General features: G+C 52.8%; 18 protein-coding genes. 3 read left to right on the forward strand and 15 right to left on the reverse strand.

The annotated features are described in order from the left end of the window. The 13 genes from AC6ESO_RS19695 to AC6ESO_RS19755 all read right to left on the reverse strand — a co-directional run bounded on the left by AC6ESO_RS19695 (position 1) and on the right by AC6ESO_RS19755 (position 11,965). Entirely contained in the window at positions 1 to 879 is an 879-nt protein-coding gene (locus AC6ESO_RS19695; protein ID WP_497092846.1) for a carbohydrate ABC transporter permease, read from the reverse strand. A gap of 106 nt (positions 880 to 985) precedes the next feature. Continuing rightward, the gene (locus AC6ESO_RS19700; protein WP_497092847.1) at positions 986 to 2,419 is read right to left on the reverse strand and encodes an ABC transporter substrate-binding protein; all 1,434 of its coding nucleotides are present in this window, start codon (positions 2,417 to 2,419) and stop codon (positions 986 to 988) included. Positions 2,420 to 2,528: 109 nt separating this feature from the next. After that, positions 2,529 to 4,097, reverse strand: coding sequence for a response regulator transcription factor (locus AC6ESO_RS19705; RefSeq protein ID WP_497092848.1), 1,569 nt, complete (start codon positions 4,095 to 4,097; stop codon positions 2,529 to 2,531). A gap of 4 nt (positions 4,098 to 4,101) precedes the next feature. Next, positions 4,102 to 5,832, reverse strand: a complete 1,731-nt coding sequence (locus tag AC6ESO_RS19710) for a sensor histidine kinase (RefSeq protein WP_497092849.1) — start codon at positions 5,830 to 5,832, stop codon at positions 4,102 to 4,104. A gap of 252 nt (positions 5,833 to 6,084) precedes the next feature. Beyond that, complete coding sequence (locus tag AC6ESO_RS19715; RefSeq protein WP_497092850.1) at positions 6,085 to 6,675, reverse strand: HAD-IA family hydrolase; 591 nt, start codon at positions 6,673 to 6,675, stop codon at positions 6,085 to 6,087. Next, positions 6,672 to 7,139, reverse strand: coding sequence for a RidA family protein (locus AC6ESO_RS19720; protein ID WP_497092851.1), 468 nt, complete (start codon positions 7,137 to 7,139; stop codon positions 6,672 to 6,674). Before AC6ESO_RS19720 ends, AC6ESO_RS19715 begins: the two co-directional genes overlap by 4 nt. A 14-nt stretch (positions 7,140 to 7,153) precedes the next feature. Then, positions 7,154 to 7,396 (reverse strand): hypothetical protein, encoded by a 243-nt coding sequence (locus tag AC6ESO_RS19725; protein WP_497092852.1) that lies wholly within the window; start codon positions 7,394 to 7,396, stop codon positions 7,154 to 7,156. 38 nt (positions 7,397 to 7,434) lie between these two features. Then, positions 7,435 to 8,058: a hypothetical protein gene (locus AC6ESO_RS19730; protein ID WP_497092853.1), complete on the reverse strand. Its 624-nt coding sequence runs from the start codon at positions 8,056 to 8,058 to the stop codon at positions 7,435 to 7,437. Then, positions 8,055 to 8,786: a class I SAM-dependent methyltransferase gene (locus tag AC6ESO_RS19735; protein ID WP_497092854.1), complete on the reverse strand. Its 732-nt coding sequence runs from the start codon at positions 8,784 to 8,786 to the stop codon at positions 8,055 to 8,057. Before AC6ESO_RS19735 ends, AC6ESO_RS19730 begins: the two co-directional genes overlap by 4 nt. Before the next feature lie 454 nt (positions 8,787 to 9,240). After that, the gene (locus AC6ESO_RS19740) at positions 9,241 to 10,110 is read right to left on the reverse strand and encodes a phytanoyl-CoA dioxygenase family protein (protein ID WP_497092855.1); all 870 of its coding nucleotides are present in this window, start codon (positions 10,108 to 10,110) and stop codon (positions 9,241 to 9,243) included. Between the two features lie 113 nt (positions 10,111 to 10,223). Beyond that, entirely contained in the window at positions 10,224 to 10,787 is a 564-nt protein-coding gene (locus AC6ESO_RS19745; RefSeq protein WP_497092856.1) for a hypothetical protein, read from the reverse strand. Between the two features lie 61 nt (positions 10,788 to 10,848). Next, positions 10,849 to 10,992: a hypothetical protein gene (locus tag AC6ESO_RS19750; RefSeq protein ID WP_497092857.1), complete on the reverse strand. Its 144-nt coding sequence runs from the start codon at positions 10,990 to 10,992 to the stop codon at positions 10,849 to 10,851. Between the two features lie 145 nt (positions 10,993 to 11,137). After that, positions 11,138 to 11,965, reverse strand: coding sequence for a helix-turn-helix transcriptional regulator (locus AC6ESO_RS19755; protein WP_497092858.1), 828 nt, complete (start codon positions 11,963 to 11,965; stop codon positions 11,138 to 11,140). Between the two features lie 179 nt (positions 11,966 to 12,144). Between AC6ESO_RS19755 and AC6ESO_RS19760 the strand changes: the two genes are divergently transcribed. The 3 genes from AC6ESO_RS19760 (at position 12,145) to melA (ending at position 16,300) form a co-directional block, all read left to right on the forward strand. Next, positions 12,145 to 13,233 carry an FG-GAP repeat domain-containing protein gene (locus AC6ESO_RS19760; protein ID WP_497092859.1) on the forward strand — a complete coding sequence of 363 codons (1,089 nt, stop codon included), beginning with the start codon at positions 12,145 to 12,147 and terminating at the stop codon, positions 13,231 to 13,233. Positions 13,234 to 13,237: 4 nt separating this feature from the next. Then, positions 13,238 to 14,314 (forward strand): Gfo/Idh/MocA family protein, encoded by a 1,077-nt coding sequence (locus tag AC6ESO_RS19765; protein WP_497092860.1) that lies wholly within the window; start codon positions 13,238 to 13,240, stop codon positions 14,312 to 14,314. A 573-nt stretch (positions 14,315 to 14,887) separates the two neighbouring features. Continuing rightward, a complete protein-coding gene (melA, locus tag AC6ESO_RS19770; protein ID WP_497092861.1) occupies positions 14,888 to 16,300 on the forward strand; it encodes an alpha-galactosidase in 1,413 nt (470 codons plus the stop codon). A 131-nt stretch (positions 16,301 to 16,431) separates the two neighbouring features. On the opposite strand, the gene AC6ESO_RS19775 is transcribed toward melA, so the two are convergent. Beyond that, complete coding sequence (locus AC6ESO_RS19775) at positions 16,432 to 17,748, reverse strand: M48 family metallopeptidase (protein WP_497092862.1); 1,317 nt, start codon at positions 17,746 to 17,748, stop codon at positions 16,432 to 16,434. A 191-nt stretch (positions 17,749 to 17,939) separates the two neighbouring features. Continuing rightward, entirely contained in the window at positions 17,940 to 19,409 is a 1,470-nt protein-coding gene (locus tag AC6ESO_RS19780; protein ID WP_497092863.1) for an aminoacyl-histidine dipeptidase, read from the reverse strand. Positions 19,410 to 19,489 lie beyond the last annotated feature (80 nt).

Consider the following 19,489-nt stretch of genomic DNA (forward strand, 5'->3'; position numbering starts at 1 on the left):
CTATAGCTCAACCTCCCTGCGCCGCGTGATGCTGAGCTGAATGATGGTCACGATGATAATGAAGACTGCCAGCACAATTCCCGCAGCCGTCGCATATCCGTAGCTCTGATTCTTGAAGGCCGCATTATAGACTGCCAGAAACAGCGTGTACGAGGACGAGCCCGGCCCGCCATTCGTCAGCAAGAAAGGCAGATCGAACAGGCGAAGCGCACCTACGATGGTCAGAAACAACACGATCGTCACAGACGGCATCAGCATGGGGAAGGTTATCATGCGGAACAAAGCAAACCCTTTCGCGCCTTCCATATCCGCAGCCTCGTAAATATCTGCCGGTATCGCTTGAAGGCCGGCGAGATAAATCAATGCGCAATACCCAATGGCCTGCCACTGCGTCAGCAGAATAATCGTCGGGAATGACGTATACACCGTGCCTAGCCAGTCCTGCACATTCGCCTCGCCAATGGTGGGCTGCAGAATGCCGTTGATAAAGCCGTCATATTTCAGCAGCTCGCCCCATACAACCGAGGTAACAACAAGGCTGATAATGACCGGTAAATAGAAAGAGGTACGCAGAAAGCCGCGTGTCCGAAATTTTCGATTGAGCAATACTGCCAGCAATAGAGCCAGCGGATTTTGTACGACGAGACCAAACAGAACCATTTTGAGCGTATTCTTCATGCCATCAAGCATTTGCACATCCTTAAACAAATACTTGTAGTTGTCGAGTCCGATATAACGCGGTGCTTTTATCCCGTTCCACTCGGTGAAGGAATAGTAGATGCTCTGCAGAAACGGATAATAGAAGAACATGCCGAAGATGGCAAGCGCCGGCACCAGAAACAAGCAGGCGATCCAATATTGCTTGCGATTCAAACTCATTTGACTTCACCTACTCAGGTTGGACTTTGTAAAACACGTTCAGCCTTCCGGCTGAACGTGTTCATCATACTGTGGATGCTGCTGCGTGGTTAGAATGGCCCCATGCTTATTCTGCCGGTGGAGTTACAGTCGCTTTGTCTTTCTCGAAGCTGCTTTGCGCCGCTTTCAGATCATCCGGGTTGAATTTAATACCGGATACCACTTTAGTGAGCAGATCAAGCATGTTCGTAGTCGCGCTCGCCGGAATGTAGCTTGTAATGTTCGATGTCACAACCGTGCTGTTCGCAACCGCTTCTTGAACGGCATCCATAGCCGGGTCATCGTATTTCACCGTTACATCGGTGAAGGAAGTAAGTGCGCCGTCACCTTTCATGAACGGGCTGATAATGTCCTGCGTCGTCATGAGGTTAATCAAGTCTTTGGACTCCTGCAGCAGTTCGGTCTTCGCATTAATACCGAGCGCTTCGTTGCTGCCGAGGCCCATTGCTACTTTGCCTTCGTCATTCGCAAGCGGGAAGTAGCCGATATCGAACGGTTCGAAGCCGCCTTTGGAGATGTTATCCGCATTCGCACCGGGCATCCACGGACCTTGAACGATCATAGCCGCTTCGCCGGAAGCGAACATTTGACCGGATTGCGGCCAGTCGATGCTGATCGCGTTCTTGTTGAAGTAACCTTTGGATTTCATCGTTTCGAAGTTGGTATATACCTTCTGGATAAGCGGATCTTCGTTGAGCTTCACTTCGCCGTTGTAAATTTTCTTTCCAAGCGTTGGGTCGGCCAGCTGATACGAGCTCATCCAGTTTGTGAAGAAGAGCTGCGCTGTCCATTGATCCTTGAAGCCGAGCGTAATCGGCGTTTTGCCGGCGCCTTTGATTTTCTCAGCGGCGTCGAACAGCTCTTGCGTTGTTTTCGGAGGATTAATGCTAAGGTCGGAGAAAATCTTCTTGTTATACCAAACGCCGCCGCCAATGGACAATCCCATTGGTACGCCGAATGTTTTGCCGTCTGCGTGGGTTTGGAAATCCTTCTGGCCGCCGTCGTTCAGACGCGGAACCCATGGCTCGGCGGAGAGATCAAGCAGGTTGCCGGATTTTGCAAAATCCACCCCTTGGTAGAACACGACATCCGGTGCGGAGCCGGAAGCGAATTGCGCCTTCAGCTTGTCAAAGTAAGTCGCGCCTAGCACGACATCCCATTGAATCTTCGCCTTCGGATAAAGCTTCGCGTAACCCTCTTCAACGGATTTCTTGAACGCCACCATATGCGGGCGATCATCCAGAAACCAAGCGCCAACGCGGATTGTAAACTCCTTGTCATTGGCAGCGGGTGCAGCTGCATCGTTGGTAGCCGCATCATTTGTAGCCGCTTCGTTCGTGCTGGTATCATTCGTAGCAGCCGTATTCGTAGTGGTATCAGTCGTTGCACTACTGTTGTTCTTCGCCGTATTGCCCTCGTTGTTGTTTGAATTGCCGCAAGCTGACATGACCGTTGTCAGAAGCAGTACACCCGCCAGCGCTGATAGTCCTTTGAGCTTCATTGCCACAACACCCTCTTTTCATTTCTGTTATCTCACAAGTTAAGTGTAGCGCTTACATGAAGTTGAGAGGATAGCTGCATTTTACCGTTTCTATGCTGGAATTGCTTTCTTATTCCTCCGCGACCCCTTGTCCGCCTCTAACATGAGCGCGGTAGGCACTCGGAGAGAGACCCACCTTCTTCTTGAACATGAAGCTAAAATGGGCCGTATCCTTGAAGCCGACCGCGTAGGCAACCTCATAGGTTTTGAGATCCTCGCGGAGCAGCTTCGTTTTGGCCGCCTCAATCCGGTAATCCCACAGCATATCGGTAAAATTATGGCCAGTCTCTTTCTTGATCAGCCGGCTCAGATAGGAATAGTTGACGTTCAGCTTATTCGCCACCGCCTGCAGCGTCAGTTCCTCGGCGAACCGCTCGCGAATAATCTGCTTCACATCCGAAATTACCTTCAGCGGCGAATCCTGCAGCTCCTGCTGCATGAAGACTTGATAGGCAATGAGCTGACGCTCCAGTTCCTTCATAATGTCAGTGAGCAGCACGGCTTTGATCAGCTTCTCTCGGATGTCGACGGACAAGCCATGCGAAGGGCGAATGCCGAGATCTGCCAGCGCCGCCTCTGCTTTCTCTATCAAATGAAGCGCGTAATGCTGCATGTCCTTCTTACTTGCGCCGACAGAGAGCATACTGCGATAAGAATCCTTCAGTAGTGCGCGAATCCCCTCGGGATCGTTGCTGCGCAGCGCATCTGCAATTAAGCTAAGCGATGCGTCCGTTTCCTTCTCTTTCTCCGTCAGGAACGATTCCATCGCATCGTAGGCGATGACGGAGTTTTTGCCGAGCAGCATGCGGTATTCCATGCATTTCTTCACTTGGCGCAGCGCTTCGGGAAGCCTGCAAAAGGTCGAGAAGGTCTGGCTGATCCCGACAGACAGCGACATGGCGCGAGACCCGCTGACCGATGCGATTTCCTTGGCAAAGGTCATTAATTGCTCCCGGCTGGCAATCAGGCCGGATTGCTGCTTTAGCGGGACGAACAAGTAAATCCCGCTCGCGGATGACGCGGTCCAGCCTTGCAGGCCGATGCCCCCGGCAGCCGTCTCAATTTGTCCGCGCAGATGTGCCGCCGCAAACGGAAAATGCTCGTTATCCGAGTCGCGAGGTGCATCAAGCTCTGCATACAACAGGATGAAATCACCGTCCTGCAGTCCGTTGCCTTGCAGCCACTGCTGCTTATACGCTGCTGAATGCTGTTCATCTGCCAGCAGCTCGAAGAACTGATCATGCTCACGCCAGCCAGCCAGCATCGGCTCATGTTCACGAAGCGATCCGACCGTGCGGATCAGCTCTTCCGGCAGGAAAGGCTTCGTCATGAAATCCGAAACGCCCAGCTTCACGGCTTGCCGAGCATAGTCGAACTCATGATAGGCCGTCAGAAAAATAATCGGCATATCCGCATATCGCCTGCGCACATGCTCCGCAAACGTAATGCCGTCCATAACAGGCATGCGAATATCGGTAATAATGACATCCGGAAGCGATGTGCACGCGTTCAATATGCCGAGTGCTTCTTCACCATTGGCCGCCGTCCAAGCGACCTCACAGCCAATCGAGGCCCAACCTTCCATGCCAGCCAGAAATTCGCGAATCTCGCGTTCATCATCCACAATCATAATCCGCATGTGCTCAGCCCTCCTCGTTATCTTGCAAGATCTGTATTGGCATTAGCACCCTCGCCATGGTTGTTCCATCAAGGTGGAGCAAGGTGATCCCGTAGGTATTCCCGTAATGAAGCCGCAGTCTGGCATTAGCATTATCAAGCCCGGTGCCCAATCCCTTCGGATGCTTCAACAGGGAGTCACCGCTGCTTGCCGCCGTCTCCAACAGTGCTCCGTTAACGAGCGAGCTATTCTCAATCTCGATGACCAGCTCATATTGCTCTTCCTTCACGGTGATGGAGATCGAGCCTCCTTCGGGCAGCCTGTCGATGCCGTGAACGACAGCATTCTCCACCAATGGCTGGAGAAGAAGCTTAGGGACGGCGATTTTGCGATACATATCAGGCAGGTCGATCGTGTAGGCTAAGCGCTCCCCGTAGCGGTAACGGTGAATTTCGAGATATTTCCGCACAAACTCCATCTCGGTACCCAGCTCGACAAACTGATTGCCCGGTGTAATCGAGAATCGGAAAATCCCGGATAAATGCTGCACCATCTGCGGGATATGCTTCGCTTTCTCCGGCGAATGGGACATGATGCTGATATATTCCATGGTGTTGTAGAGGAAATGGGGATTAATGTACATGCGGATGGCTTTAAGCTCCGCCTCGCGGACCAGCAACTCGTTCTTATAATTGGTTTCGATCAGATGGCTCGTCCTCTGCACCAAACTGTTGAAGCCATTACAGAGCATCGCGATCTCATCCGTCGTGGTAATGCCGCTGATGAGCTGGTATTCCTCCCGCTCCGCGGCACGCATTAACCGCGTTAAACGCTGAATGGGGATCGTTATTCTGCGCAGGATGACATAGGTCACAATCGTAATGGCAAGCCATGCTGCAACCGTGACGCCGATCGAGAACAACGCTTGCTTCTGTACAAGCCCGCCGGTACCGGGGTTTGCGAGCAGCACATATTGAAACTCGGAGTAACGCGACTTCTGTTGAATGACCAGCTCGCTTTGCAGCTTGCGGCTGTCGAGCAAGTGTCCGATTTGATTTTGCAGGGAGGCGGCCATGATCTGATTATCTGCATTCGTAATATAAAAGGTGCCTGGGGCGTAATCCATGAACAGCGACTGTACCTTGGCGGCATCGAGCGTAATGATCAACCGGCCGATCTCGGAATCGACTGAGGGGCGCTGGCCTTCATCGAAGATTTTGACCACGCAGGCCATACGTTTATCGTCATTAAAGAACGCCCATTCCGGCATACGATCGAATTCGAACGGCATCTTCCAGAACGCTTCCGCGTAGAGCAGCCGCTTCTTAGCGTGGGTACTGTACAGCACCTTGTTATTAATGCCAACCACGTACAAATCGCCGACAAAATCGCCGATCTTGAGCTTCGCCGTCGCCAGCTCGGATTGCAGCAGCTCCGAGACGGATGCGTTTAAGCTTGCGTTGACTTGGCCTTTCTTGACGTTGCGGAACATGGCTTGGAGGAGTACATTTTCGCTGATGGGGAGCATTTGGCTTTTTACGGCATAAAGCACTTCGTCAAACTTCTCTGCCGAACCGGACAGTCCTTGCTGCGCTTCTTCGGTGGCTTTCTTCTCGATCAGATGACTGGAACGAATGTAGAAGGTGGAGCTGACGATAATTAACGGAATTAGAGTAAGCAGCGAATAGATGATGAGCATCTTGTAAAACAACCTGGAGCGAATGGGATCTAGCAGGTGCGAGGTCAGCCATTTCATAGAGGAGTCTCCTATTCGGTTAGTAGCTGCTAGTGGGGTTTGCCTCTATTATGCTATAAACGATAGGATATTCAAGAGGGAAGGCGGCTGTCCTGAATAGAATACTATTTTACAGGCAGCATCTCTGGATAAAATGGGAGAATCTACTAGGAATTGCTGCAAATAAAAAAGCCGAGAGCACGGAATCCGTCTCTCAGCTTCACAATAAAATTTCACTCCTGGAATGGACTGGGCTCGGCTGTGTGTCCCTCATTAGACGACAGCTCGCAATCTCGCATCAACCTGCTCCACCCAGATGCCGTCGCGATCCGCCAAGAGTGTCTCCCACTCCAGCTCCCGTGCTGCCTTCAAGTTTCGCTCCGCATCGTCAACGAACAAGATATTGGCCGCTTGCTGTATGCGAGAGCTCACCATTCGATAGATAGAAGGATCCGGCTTGCAGCATCCGGCCTCACTCGATATGGTCACACTTGCTACGTGGCTGTGAATGGGAGCAAGCAATGGGGCAAGCCACTCATGACGATGGTTACTTAGCAGATGGATATCTGCGTATTCGCTCCACGCCGGAATGCGATGGAATGCAGGAAGCTGCTTCAGATGTTTGGACATGCCTGCTCGCGCAAGCTGCACATCAAGCCCCGAATCTTGCTGACCCAGCCACTGCCAGAACGCCCCCTCATCGACCCGGCCCGTCCATAAATCTTCACGCAGGTCTCGTTTGAAAGCAGTCCGCAGCGTGTCGAACGAAACATTTGCCCGCCCCGCTACCTCTTCCCAGAATTCCGGTGTGAAGTTCGTCAGCAGCACGCCTCCCACATCCAGCACTAATTGAGGTCTGCTCATGATGTTGCATCAACTTCAAATATCGAATCCACCACCACAGGCAGGTTATTCCTCAGCGAGACTGCCCCAAGCACGGATCTTGCGTGGTTTCCTTTATTATCGCCGAACACTTCAAACAGCAAATCGGAATAGCCGTTCAGCACTTTGTGATGTTCTTCGAAATGGGGTCCTGCATTAACAAAGCCTTGAATTTTCACTGCCCGCTTTACGCGATCGAGCGAGCCCAGCGTATCCTTTAACACAGCTAACACTTCAAGACCCGCCAGTCTGGCGAACCGATAGCCATCCTCTGTCGTATAATCAATCCCAAGCTTCCCCCTCGGGTTCCCGGCCGGCCCTTTGCCTGACACAAACAGGAGACCGTTCACGATCATACAATTGGCATATTTGGCGGCGGGTTCACTCGCGCTTGGCAGCTCAATGTTTAATGCCTTTAACCGCTCTTCAACCGATTGTTCAGCCATACGGATACCTCCTCTTATTTTCTTGCTGGAAATCCAAAAGCCATCAGTACAAATCCGATTAACAAGAAGAACCAGACGAAGAAGTTGCCGAAAAACATGCCGACGCCGCCAAGATGATTCGCATACAAATCCAGATTTGCGCTGCTCGCGGTCGCCACTGCGTAAGCAATCATCTTCACGAGTCGCTCGATCGTGTAAATGCCTGCGCCAACCATCATAAAGATTGCACCGAGCACCATATAGGTTTTATTTTCCATTCTACACCTTCCTTAAACGTGCTTGAAAGTTTTCTTGCTTAGATTTGATCCATCATGAGCCTTGCCAGCTCATCCCAATTCTTCTGATCTGTATTGACCTCTACGGTCGGCACCTTGGACAAAAGCGCATGAATGCGGCACCGCTCTTGCGTGTCCAGCAGCCCTTGGCAGGCTTGTCTCACTTCGGCCTCGGACTTATGGACCCACTCCGACGGAACTCTGCTCTTGATCCGTTCCTCCGTCACCTCCGGAGAAATCGTGAGCAGCACGCACTTCGCGCCAAGCGCTGCCAAATCCTCTTCAAGTCTCGTAATCTCAGTCGTATCTTCCTCTGCAAAAGCAACCCGGTGATTCAAGTGGAACCGCTCCAGCACATAAAATAGCCCTCTCGACTTCCGAGCATGCGGCCCCAGATAGACGGCCCATTCATTTAACTGCTTTAACATGTCGACTCTGCTTCGTAACAGCTGCAGATGATCCTCTCGCGACAGCCGCTCTAACGAGCCTTGGACGTTGTTCAGAACCTGTGAATAATGCTCGCCGAGGACGATGGCGCTGTTTTCTGCCGTTTCATCCTGCGCCTGAAGTTTCTTGATTGCCCGCAGCAGTGAGGTTTTGCCAGCATTCGAGTAGCCTTCCAGAATGATACCTCTTATGTTCAATGGGATTCTTCCTCCGGGGGTTGGATTCGTTGCTGCGCGGCAAAAGTCAGCCAATTGCCTCTAAATTCGATGGCCCGTCCATTCTTCTTCTCGGGGATGCTCTGGGGGATGTAGCTTTCGGTGCGTATATCCCAATCCCGGTAGAGCTCTCTCAAGAGATGGATGGTTTCTTCCGTCTTCATCGGCAACTCTATTACTCCGGGGCTTTGCGAGCCCAGCTCGATATCGTATTCCACCACTTCCGTGTTGATCAAGATGCAATTGATCCCCTGAGCTTTCGTTCCACGGATCATCCGCCTGACGACAGCTTGAAAGGCATCGCGATCCGAGACATGCTCCAGGCAAGAGCAGGCGACAATGTAGTTGTAAGCATGCTGTGCGATCTCATAATGCTCGACATCCGCTACTACGGTCTGAATAGCGCTTCGCACCTCATATTGAACGGCATACTGCTCCAGCTTCGCGGTGGCAATGGGGAGCAAATCGACGCAAACAACCGAACCTCCTGCCGGTTGAACGACCTTAGCAATCGGAATACTGTTTCGCCCCACTCCGCAGCCCAGATCAAGTACATGGATCGGCTCGCCTTGGCTGAACTCCTGCAGCAAATTCATGACGGTTGCAACCGGTTTAGCAAGCCAAGTTCCGGGTGCAAACAGCTCTGCCTCGCGATAAAGCGCTTCGTGGTACTTCGTTTCCTGCTCCCTGGCCTCAGCAAAATGGTTCATGTTGTCGCACCTGCTTTCTACATGTTACTTATTTCGCAAACCAGCAACATTTTCCTTTTTATGCTGACATTTATAGCTTTACGGCTGTGTTGGCCCGAGATGGACGACGGCAATTTGTTCTAACGAACCGCACGGGCCTTATTCGCGGGGAAATAGCACCGAAAAAAAGCTAACGAACCACTGAGGCCTTATTTGGTGTTTTAGGGAGAGATTTGGGCCAATTTCGCTAGAATAAGACCTCTACGGTTCGTTAGAATCTGAAACCCCTGAAATTTGCCCAAATAAGACCTGTGTGGTTCGTTAGCGCACCTGCTGCTAGTTGCAACGAGCCGATGTCGGCCTTCAGCAGCCGCGCGTTCAATGAAGCTGCGTCCAATGAAGCTGCAGCTAAAAAAGGCAAGCCGCATCAAGTGGCTTGCCTTTCAAGCATTTATGCGCTTGCGCGAGTTCCCGTCTAGCCTTCATGCTCCGGCCGTTCGGCCAGCCAGTCTTCCAGCGTCGCAACGCGCTCCGGGAACTTGCTGCTTCTGGCGAGGAACCCTGCGCCGTGCTGGGGCATGGGATCTTGATCCGTCGGCTGATAGCGCAGGTCCACGCTCCAGCGGACATGATCGGAATTGTTCGGCGTCGACATATGGAGCAGCCGATCGTTGAACAAGATGGCGGTACCAGCCTTCACCGGCAGCGCGATGGTTTTGCGAGAACCGAGCTGATTCTCGTGCAGCGCGGTGTAGCCCGTGCCGCTGTAGCTTTCCGCATGCCATTCCAGCAGCTTCGTGTTCTGGGTGCGCGGCTTAATATGGAGACAGCCGTTCTCCAGTGTGGCGTCTACGAACGAAATCCATACGGTGATGACGGGATTCGCATTGGAATCCGGCCAGTAGGATTTGTCTTGATGCCAAGGCACTGCGCCTGCCGCCACGCGAGGCACTTTAGGCCTCACATTATAGACTGGGCTTGCGAAGATTTCTTCCCCGATCAGCGACTCTACCGCATCGATGATTTTCCGATTGCTCAAGAGATGGTAGTACCCCTCAAGCCGGTCTCTCCATCCGCGTCCAAACTTGAGAAAGTCCTTATCCGTTAGTCCGTCAAACAGCTTCGCGAGCCGGTATTGAAAGGGTTCATGCTCCAATTTGTCCGTAATCAGCCCGTTCGCAGCCAAATCATCGGCAATAATAGATACCTTATCAGACATTGCCTGCCGCGGCGCTGCCATATCTTCTTCGTTCAATAAGTTCTCCAAAATCAGATAACCGTCCCGATTGTACTGCTCCAGCTGCAAGTTGGATAAACTTCCACGCGTTGCACGGTGAATGGCCATTCCGATACCCCCGTAACCTGTAGTGCTTACATGTTAAATGTATCATCACAGCCTGCGGATGTATTTATTTTCCTTTCCACGATTTTGTCAAAACTTCCACCAAATCAGTCTGTTCACTCCACTGTTATCGTCGTATAGACCTCACCATTGTAATGACTGTCCACGACTTCCTGAGTAAGCGAGAAACTACAAACCGCTGAGATATAGTAGGTGCCCGGAGGAAGCCGAAGCTCTTTCTCAGCATAGAAAGCCCGCCAGAAGTCGGCATCGGGATCATCCGCGCCGTAACCGCCGCTTTTAAAGAATGGATATTCTGTCGTTTTGCCTTTCGCGAGCTTAGTCGCTACTAATTCAGTCGTGTTGGCGCCTTCCATATTGAACTTCTTCCCATCCGTAATGGTGAATCCGATATAAGTGTGCCCACCCCAAATAGTTATGGAATCTCCGTCGCCAATGTAGGTCAAGCTGGCTGAATAGACGATCGGCTCATCCTTGGCATAGGTTGTTTTGGCGATGTTCAGCTTCATCTCGAACAGATCATCCCTATACTGCAGCCGCGGTGCGGACATCTTCTTCTGTAGGGCTGGGTCAATGGCAGCCTCCTTGGGATTCTTGCTTCCGGAGCTGCCGCAAGCTGATACTATCAAAATCAGCATAATCATAAGGATCGATTTCATAACGTCCTCCTATACTCCGTCTCGTCTTCTTACTCCTCGGACGATTACTTCCAGGAAAAGGTTACTTCCCCGCATTAGAAAAAGCCAAAAGACCGGCGCTCTCCCGCCGGTCTTTCACCCCCTGCATGCGGTGCTGCTGCGTAAACTCGGCAAGCAGCTTGTGAATCGCCTGCTCGAATTCGTTAGGCATAATGGGCTTCAGCACATAACCGTAAATCCCAATTCTTTGATCGTATTCCGTTTATTTGTTGTCATCCACGATGAATAATCTGAACATCACATTCACGTCCTTATTCCCGGATGCACTGCTACCTCAATTATTTCAATAAAAGGGAATGGAACACAATAGCCTATTCGGTATCCCGATACTTTCGGGGCGTGACGCCGTTCACTTTCATAAACACATTATAGAAGGACGGCTCGCTCTGATAACCGACGATCTCGGCAATTTCCTTGACCTGAAGGTTGGTGGTGCGCAAATATCGCTTAGCTGCCTCCATCCGGCAGTAGATTAGAAACTGGATCGGGCTAACGCCTATCTCGTCCTTGAACAGGTGAGCGAGATGGTATTTGTTCAAATAGGTTTCCTCGGCCAGCGACTCCAGCGTAAGCGGAGCACTGTAGTTCTCCTCGATCATCCGCTTTGCCTTCCAAACCGCTTCCTTCGATGGCACTCGCGCTCGGTCCGCCGCATTACTGTAATGAGCAATCCGCGCCAGCTTAGCGAACAGAATCGCAAGGTAATGATTCGTAATGGTTTGCGATTCCGGCTCCCCCTTGCGAAACTCGGAGATACAATCGCGCATCAGGTTGCGGATGGCCGGCAGTTGATCTTGCAGATGAATGATTGGCGCCGCTTCCGGCGGGAGAAAGAAATCCGGCGGAAGCTCCTCGACCTGCAGCTCTCTAAATCCGATATAGGTAGCGCGAAAAGGATGCTTCGTCGACTGCTCCTTATGCCACACGCCCCGATGGTAGACAAGCATCGTTCCCGCTCCGGCTGTGTAGCTCCTCCCGTCAATCTCAAACTCGCCTTCGCCTTCCTCGATCAGCAATATTTCACTGTTCGCATCGTGCTTGTGCAGCTCCAGCAGGAACCGATCCGGATCTCCGCTTAGGTCAAACGAGCTGCCTCCCAGAAACAGCGGCGGCCTGCGAAATATTGTCGAATCCCCCATAATAGCGTCCCCCTAACCCGGCGCAAGAATGAATAGCTTTTCGCCCAAGTTCACTTATTGTCTCTCCTGCGCAGATGACATAATCTTAGTATAGATAACGCTTGCATTTTTATTTTCAGCATAATCCAGAAGACCGGTTCCGTACAACATTAAATAGTTTACTAAGGAGCGTGCTTGCTTTGCTTCAATTCAAGAAGAGACAGCTGTCCGAGGAGAAATACGAGGCTTGTGCTGTGTTTGATGTGAACGGAGATGGCATTGCCGATATCGTCAGCGGCGCCTACTGGTACGAAGGGCCGGACTATGAGAAGAAGCATTTCATTTGCGATGTGCTGGAGATTTCGGAGTATCACGATGATTTCTCCGATTATCCGATGGATGTGGACGGCGACGGGCGGCTCGATATCATAACCGGTGCTTGGTGGGGCGAGACGCTTCGTTGGCGCCGCAACCCGGGTGAAACCGGCACAGCCTGGGAAACGTTCGATATCGACAAATGCGGCAGCATTGAGACGATTCGTTATTACGATATTGACGGCTGCGGGGTGCCGGAGATCTTCCCGAATACGCCGGGGATGCCGCAGGCGTTCTACAAGCTGGTTCGCGATGCGGACGGCCATGGAACCGGACAGTTTCAGAAGGTGGTTATCAGCGAAGGGGCAAGCGGCCACGGCATGGGGTTTGTCGATGTGAACGGCGACGGCCGCATGGATATTGTGCTGTCCGGCGGCTGGCTGGAGCAGCCGGAGGATCCTTTTGCCGGACTGTGGACGTTCCACCCTGAGTTCTCGCTGGGCAGCGCAAGCGTGCCGGTTCTCGGCCATGACGTGAATGGCGACGGGCTGATCGATCTGATCGTCGGCCAAGCGCATGATTACGGGCTGCATTGGTATGAGCAAGGCCGCGCCGAGGACGGGTCGCGAACATGGACGAAGCACGAAATCGACATGTCGGGCTCCCAGTTCCATGACCTTTGGCTCGTAGATCTGGATCTCGACGGCGAGCTGGAGCTCATATCGGGCAAACGCTATCGCGCTCATAATGACGGCGATCCGGGGGCGCATGATCCGATTGGCATCTACTATTACAAGCTGGACGGCGGCAAGTTCAAGAAGCATGTCATCGACTTTGGCCCTGCGGGCGAGGCTTCCGGAGCCGGCATCTACTTCTGGGTGCAGGATCTGACCGGCAACGGGTATCCCGACATCGTCGCTCCAGGCAAGGACGGCTTATATCTATTCGAAAATCATGGAAAAAGAGAGGGATAATCGAATGAGCAAATTACGTATCGGATTTGTCGGCGGCGGCGGCATGGGGCAGATGGCGCATCTTAGCAATTACGCGGTATTGCGAGATCAGTGCGAGGTTGTCGCGCTGGCTGAAGTGCGGCCGCAATCGGCGCGATTGGTAGCCGACCGCTATGGGATTCCGGAAGTGTATGCAAGTCATCACGAGCTGCTTGCTCAGGCAAAAGTGGACGCCATCGTGGCGCCGCAGCAGTATCGCCATCATCCTGCACTTATTCCCGATATATTGCGCGCGGGCATTCCCGTCTTCACCGAGAAGCCGCTTTGTTTAACCGTTGAAGCCGGGCGGGAGCTGGTGCGCATCAGTGAAGAAACCGGCACGCTCCATATGGTGGGCTACCATAAGCGTTCCGATCCTGCGATGGAACGCGCCAAGAAGGAAGTCGATGCATGGCGAGCAAGCGGCGACTACGGCAAGCTGCGCAGCATCCGCGTTGCGATGCCGCCGGGCGATTGGATTGCCGGGGCCGACATGCCGCTGAGTGCCGGCGAGCCGTATCCTTCGCTTGTACTGGAGCAGGGTCCGGCGGATTATACGGATCAGCAGACGCGGGATCTGGATGCATTCGTAAATTATTATATTCACCAGGTCAATGCGATCCGCTTCTTCTTGGGCGAGAACTACAAGCTGACGTTCGGCGATCGCGCCGGCGTACTGCTCGTCGGCGAGAGCGAGAGCGGCGTAACCGTCTCGCTTGAGATGGCGGCTTACCAAACGTCGATCGAGTGGCATGAACAGGTTATCGCGACGTTCGAGCAAGGCTTCGTCCGCGTCGATCTGCCTGCTCCGCTCGTTCGTCAGCAGGCGGGCAAAGTGACGATCTACAAGGACAATCCGCAGCTTGGCTCGCCGGAAATCGTGCAGCCGATCATGCCGAACGTCTCGGCGATGCGCAATCAGGCGCTGAACTTCCTCGCAGCCGTGCGCGGCGATCGCCCAGCGCCATGCACCTCCAAGGAGGCGCTCGAGGATCTCATCCTCGCCCGCTCCTATATTGATTTCATGTCGCGCACGTACGGGCAGCAGCCCGCGAATACGTAGGGATGGCTCGGCGCGCTTGTCGGCGCCGAGCCGGCGCTGGCGCTGGCGGTGCGGAGCTCCGGGGCTGCTTGGCGCTTGGCGTGAGGTGCCGGGACAATTCGGCAGCACTTGAGGTCGCTCGTTCTCCAGCCTGAAATTCTAACGAACTCCACAGGCCTTATTTGGGCCAAATGAACGCCTTAAAATTACTAACGAATCGTAGAGACGCTATTTCCTCCTAAAGTGTGCATTTTGCTCGAAATTTGACCAAATAAGCCCCCTACAGTTCGTTAGATTATTTTCGCAGCCAATTATGCCGAAATAAGACCTGTAGGGTTCGTTAGAATATTCGGAGGTTCGTGCAGAGGGTTTACAGAGGTGTGGGTTGATGTGTTGGGTTGATGTGTTGGGTTGATGTGTTGGGTTGATGTGTTGGGTTGATGTGTTGGGCTAATAAGCTAGGTTTGAGGTTTATTCGTGCTGGTTTGTGTGTGCTGATTGCACATCCTGGTTGTGCATGTTGGGCGTGCGTGCCGGTTGTGCGTATCCGGTTGAAGTGGGCGTAGCCCCGAAAAATGTTGAGGAGCTGATACCATGAGAAGAATCGCGATCATTGGTGCAGGCAGTATTGTGTTCTGCAAGACGCTGATGCTGGACATTATGGCGACGAAGGTGCTGGAAGAGACGGAGTTTGTGCTGATGGCCCCGTCTACGAGCAAGACGACGCAGGTGAAAGCTTTTGCCGATAAAGTGATTGCCCACAATGGGTTGAAGTCCAAGGTTACGATTACGACGGATCGCCGTGAAGCTCTGCGCGGCGCTGACTATGTCATTACGTCCTTCCAGGTCGGCGGCGTCGATCTATTCGAGAAGGATTACAAAATTCCACTCTCCTACGGCGTTGACCAATGTATCGGCGATACGCTCGGACCCGGCGGCGTCTTCCGCGCACTCCGCAGTATTCCCGTCATTCTCGACGTTGCCCGCGACATGGAAGAGCTGTGTCCGAATGCGATGCTGCTGAACTACGTTAATCCGATGGCCATGATTTGCTGGGCGCTTGGCGAGACGAAGATTAAGTATGTCGGGCTTTGCCACGGCGTGCAGACCACACTGGATCTGATCTCCGGCTATGTCGGCGTACCGAAGCAAGAAATCGACTACGTATCTGCGGGTATCAACCATATGGGCTGGTTTACGAAACTTACGCACAAAGGCGAGGACCTGTACCCTCGTCTGCGCGAGAAATTCGAAGAGCCGGAATTCTATGTCAATGAGAAAGTGCGCGGCGAGGTCTTCCGCCACTTCGGTTATTTCATGACCGAATCGACGGGTCACCTCTCCGAATATGTCCCCTGGTTCCGCTCCAGCCAAGAAGCGCTTGATCTCTACTGCGACGAGCCATCCTTCGGCGGCGAAAGCGGCGCTTACTACACATGGTGTACGTATGTTGCGGACAAATACCGCGAGAAAGATGTCCTTGCCGACGAGCCGGTGGATCTCCCGCCGCGCAGTGTAGAGTATTGCGCTTATATCATCGAAGCGCTGGAAACAGGCAACACCTTCAAGTTCAGCGGCAATCTGCGTAATAACGGCATGATTTCCAATCTGCCCGAAGATTGCTGCGCCGAAGGCCTTGTCTTCGCAGACCGCAACGGCCTGCATCGCACGGTCAATGGTGATCTGCCGCCGCAATGCGCCGCTCTGAACATGACCAACATCAACGTGCAGCGCCTAACCGTACTTGCCGCGAAGACCGGCGACCCGGAAACGGTCGTGCAAGCGGTTGCGCTTGATCCGCTCACATCCTCGGTCCTCACGCTGAAGCAAATTCGCGAGATGGTGACCGAGATGATGATTGCGCAGCAGCAATACCTGCCGCAATTCGAGGGCCGATTGCCGCGCCCGACGCCAACCATCAACATCCCGGCGAATGTACAGCGCGCAGATGTGCCGATCGATCCGGCACTCGCGGTCTATTCCCGATTCGGGGAGCTAGCGAAGTAATAGAAGGCAAGTTTCTCATGATGGAGGTCAGCACACCTACGCCTCGAACCGAGAGTCCGCCTGCCGCCTCCTTCACTAGCAACCATTCAAACAGCAGCAAAGCCTATCCATAGCGGATAGGCTTTTTCTATTTAGTAATATTGATTCTCCTTAAATTGGATAACAAGCCGCTCCTGCACCTTCGCTTCCACTGTACTCAGCTCACGATCCAGCTGCTTCAGCTGCTCCTCCGTCAGCTGAATCGCCCCCGGTGCAAGCTGCGCATGATGCTGCAGCGTCTGGATGCGATAGGCGGTTGGCGGATGCGTGCGGTCTGGCGTCGAGCCTTCCATCATCTCGACGCGCCGGATGCGCTCGAATTCACGCGGCGGAATAGAGGCTGCAGCTGCCTTAAGCTCGTCAAAATAATTCCCTTTCGCCCCTCGTAGTACAAATCGCTGACGCGACAGCACAAAGGTGGTGTCACAAAACAGTTTACGCGATAATCCTAACGCGCCCTCTGTACCGCCAACTTTTGCCCCGAGATAATCTGCCATATACTCGGCCTTCTGACTATCGTAATAAATCGAATGAACAAAGAGCTTGATAAGCAATTGCGGAATTATGGAAACCATCTTCATTAGCATCCCTACAACATTCGAGACGAGTCCAAATAAGTTGCCTTCAACCAGAACCTCATCTTCACCCCTTGAAGCGAGCAATCTAAACCAATTTTCCAGCGTAATAATTGCAGTATGGGTATATAAATTTCGAGTGGAGTCGCCATTGATTCCATGTCCCACCTCATGTCCGATGAGCGCAGCCTTCTCAGCCGGACTTAGGATGCTGAATAAAGGAAGCCCTAACGTCAAATACCGTTTCTGTTTTAACCCTACTTGACGGTAAGACGCATTAAATTCTTCATCGATAAGAATGCCCTCAAAATGAGGCATATGGAGATAATCCGCAATCTGATCCGCGAAGGCATACAGGGTAGGAAATTGCTCTCTTGGCACGATGTCCCGTTTCTCATCCTTGCTTAGTTTCGGGATCCGCGGACGCTGCGTCCATAATAAAATCAGCATTGGGGCAGCAAGAATCGCTAACACCGGGTACTCTCGATATATAGTCAACGCGAATAAACAGAGCAGCACCATGCCCAGGGAAATCGCATGAATGACCGTCGCCATTACAAGTGTAAACAGCCTGGTTTTCGTCGGTTTAGGCAATAAATGCTCGAGTACTTCCATATCGCTAAGCAGCTGCTTTCCTACCCGTTGTCCAAGCCGCTCATAAAAGGAAGCAAAAATAGATGACTCATGTTCCTGTCGATGAGGCTTCAGATTCCAGCCGCACTCGCACCAAGACATGAAATTCGGATGTGCCGCAACGTGTGAATGGCATTGTGGACATTGCTCGGCTTGAACCGCCGCCTTATTCTCTTGAACCAAGGCTATGTTTTCGGACATGTGCAGCTATCCTCTCCCGGCGCGTTACTCTTAATCTCATTAAATGCAAGGTATAGTTTAGCACATAAAATATAAACGCGGTTACATCGATTTTCGAGAATCCGAGGGGAGCTGCAATGAACACAAAGAAGGCGCAAGGGAACTCTCCCTTGCGCCTTCTCGCACCATGCTGCTACAGCAGCGCATCTTCTCTATGCTTTCAATTCACGCATGATTTCCTGCAGGAAATCCCAAGTCCGTTCCACGGACGAAATCGACACATGCTCTTCCGGTGTATGGAAGTTGTACATGTTCGGCCCGTAGGAAACCGCATCGAGATACGGCATTTTTTCAATTAAGATGCCGCATTCCAGACCGGCATGGATCGCTTTCACTTCCAGCGGTTTGCTATACGTGCGCTCGTAGACCGCTTGGAATACTTCGCGCATCTTCGAATCCGAGCGGTACGGCCAGCCCGGGAAATAATGATCGTGACGGAACGTCACGCCGACTGCCTCGCCGAGCGTTGCCATCTGCTGCAGCACCGCATCCAGCTGCGAACGATGCGAGCTGCGAATGAGGCTCTCGAAGACAACCTCATTCTCGCGCGTCGACAAGGTCCCGATGTTCGTCGATGTCCGAACGAGGTTCTCAATCGCTTTGTTCATGCTGAGCACGCCGCTTGGAATCAGCGCGAGCAGACGGATCACCGTCAGCTTCGTCTCTTCTGCGAACCAGCGAGCAGCCGCCCCACTGCCGCTACCAGCGTCAATCGACACCTTGACTCCCGGATCCGATACTTCATATTCATCCTGCAGGATCCGATTCCACTCCGCAATCCGCTCTTCCGCAACGCGCAGCCCATCTTCGCTTAAGCCTACCACCGCTTCCGCCTCGCGGGGAATAGCATTGACCTTCATTCCGCCGCTGATTGCGGCCAATTCAAATGCCGTATGACGGCGCAGGTCATCCAGCACCCGTCCGAGCAGCTTATTGGCGTTGCCGCGCTCGTGAATGATGTCGTCCCCGGAGTGACCGCCCTTCAATCCTTGCACAGCAATGGTGTACGATTCGCCTGAGCCGCCTCCATCCTGCCAAGCGATCGGCACCGAATGGAATGCCGATGCGCCTCCGGCGCTGCTCACGAACAGCACGCCTTCGCGATCAGAGTCGAAGTTGATGAGCATCTTCCCGCTCAGCTTCGACGCATCGATATGCTCCGCGCCGGCCATGGTTGTTTCTTCCTCTGTCGTCAGCAGAATTTCCAGTGCGGGATGCGCCAGATCCGTTGCATCGATTAGCGCCATCGCAAACGAAACCCCGATACCGTTATCCGCCCCGAGCGTTGTATCCTGCGCGTAGATCATATCGCCGTCCAGCTTGAAGCGGATCGGATCCTTGGTGAAGTCATGCTCGGTCGATTTGTTTTTCTCGCAAACCATATCCAAGTGACCTTGGAAAATAACCGTCGGTGCCTGTTCATACCCCGCCGCCGCCGGCTTCTTAATGATCAAGCTGTGACGTTCATCTTGAAACACGGTGCAGTTGCGCGCTTCCGCAAACTGCTTCACAAAATCACTGACCGCCTTCTCGTTCCCGGATCCCCTTGGAATGGTGGACAGCTCTTCGAAGAAACGAAGAACCTTGCAATCTCCGGTATATACTCTATTTAGTTCCGGCATCGTAATCCTCCTATATGTAGACACAGATTAGGCCCGACTTGCCCTAGGCAGGCAAAGTCAGGCCATTTCCATTCAATACC

The sequence above is a fragment of the Paenibacillus rhizoryzae genome (genome assembly GCF_059686995.1).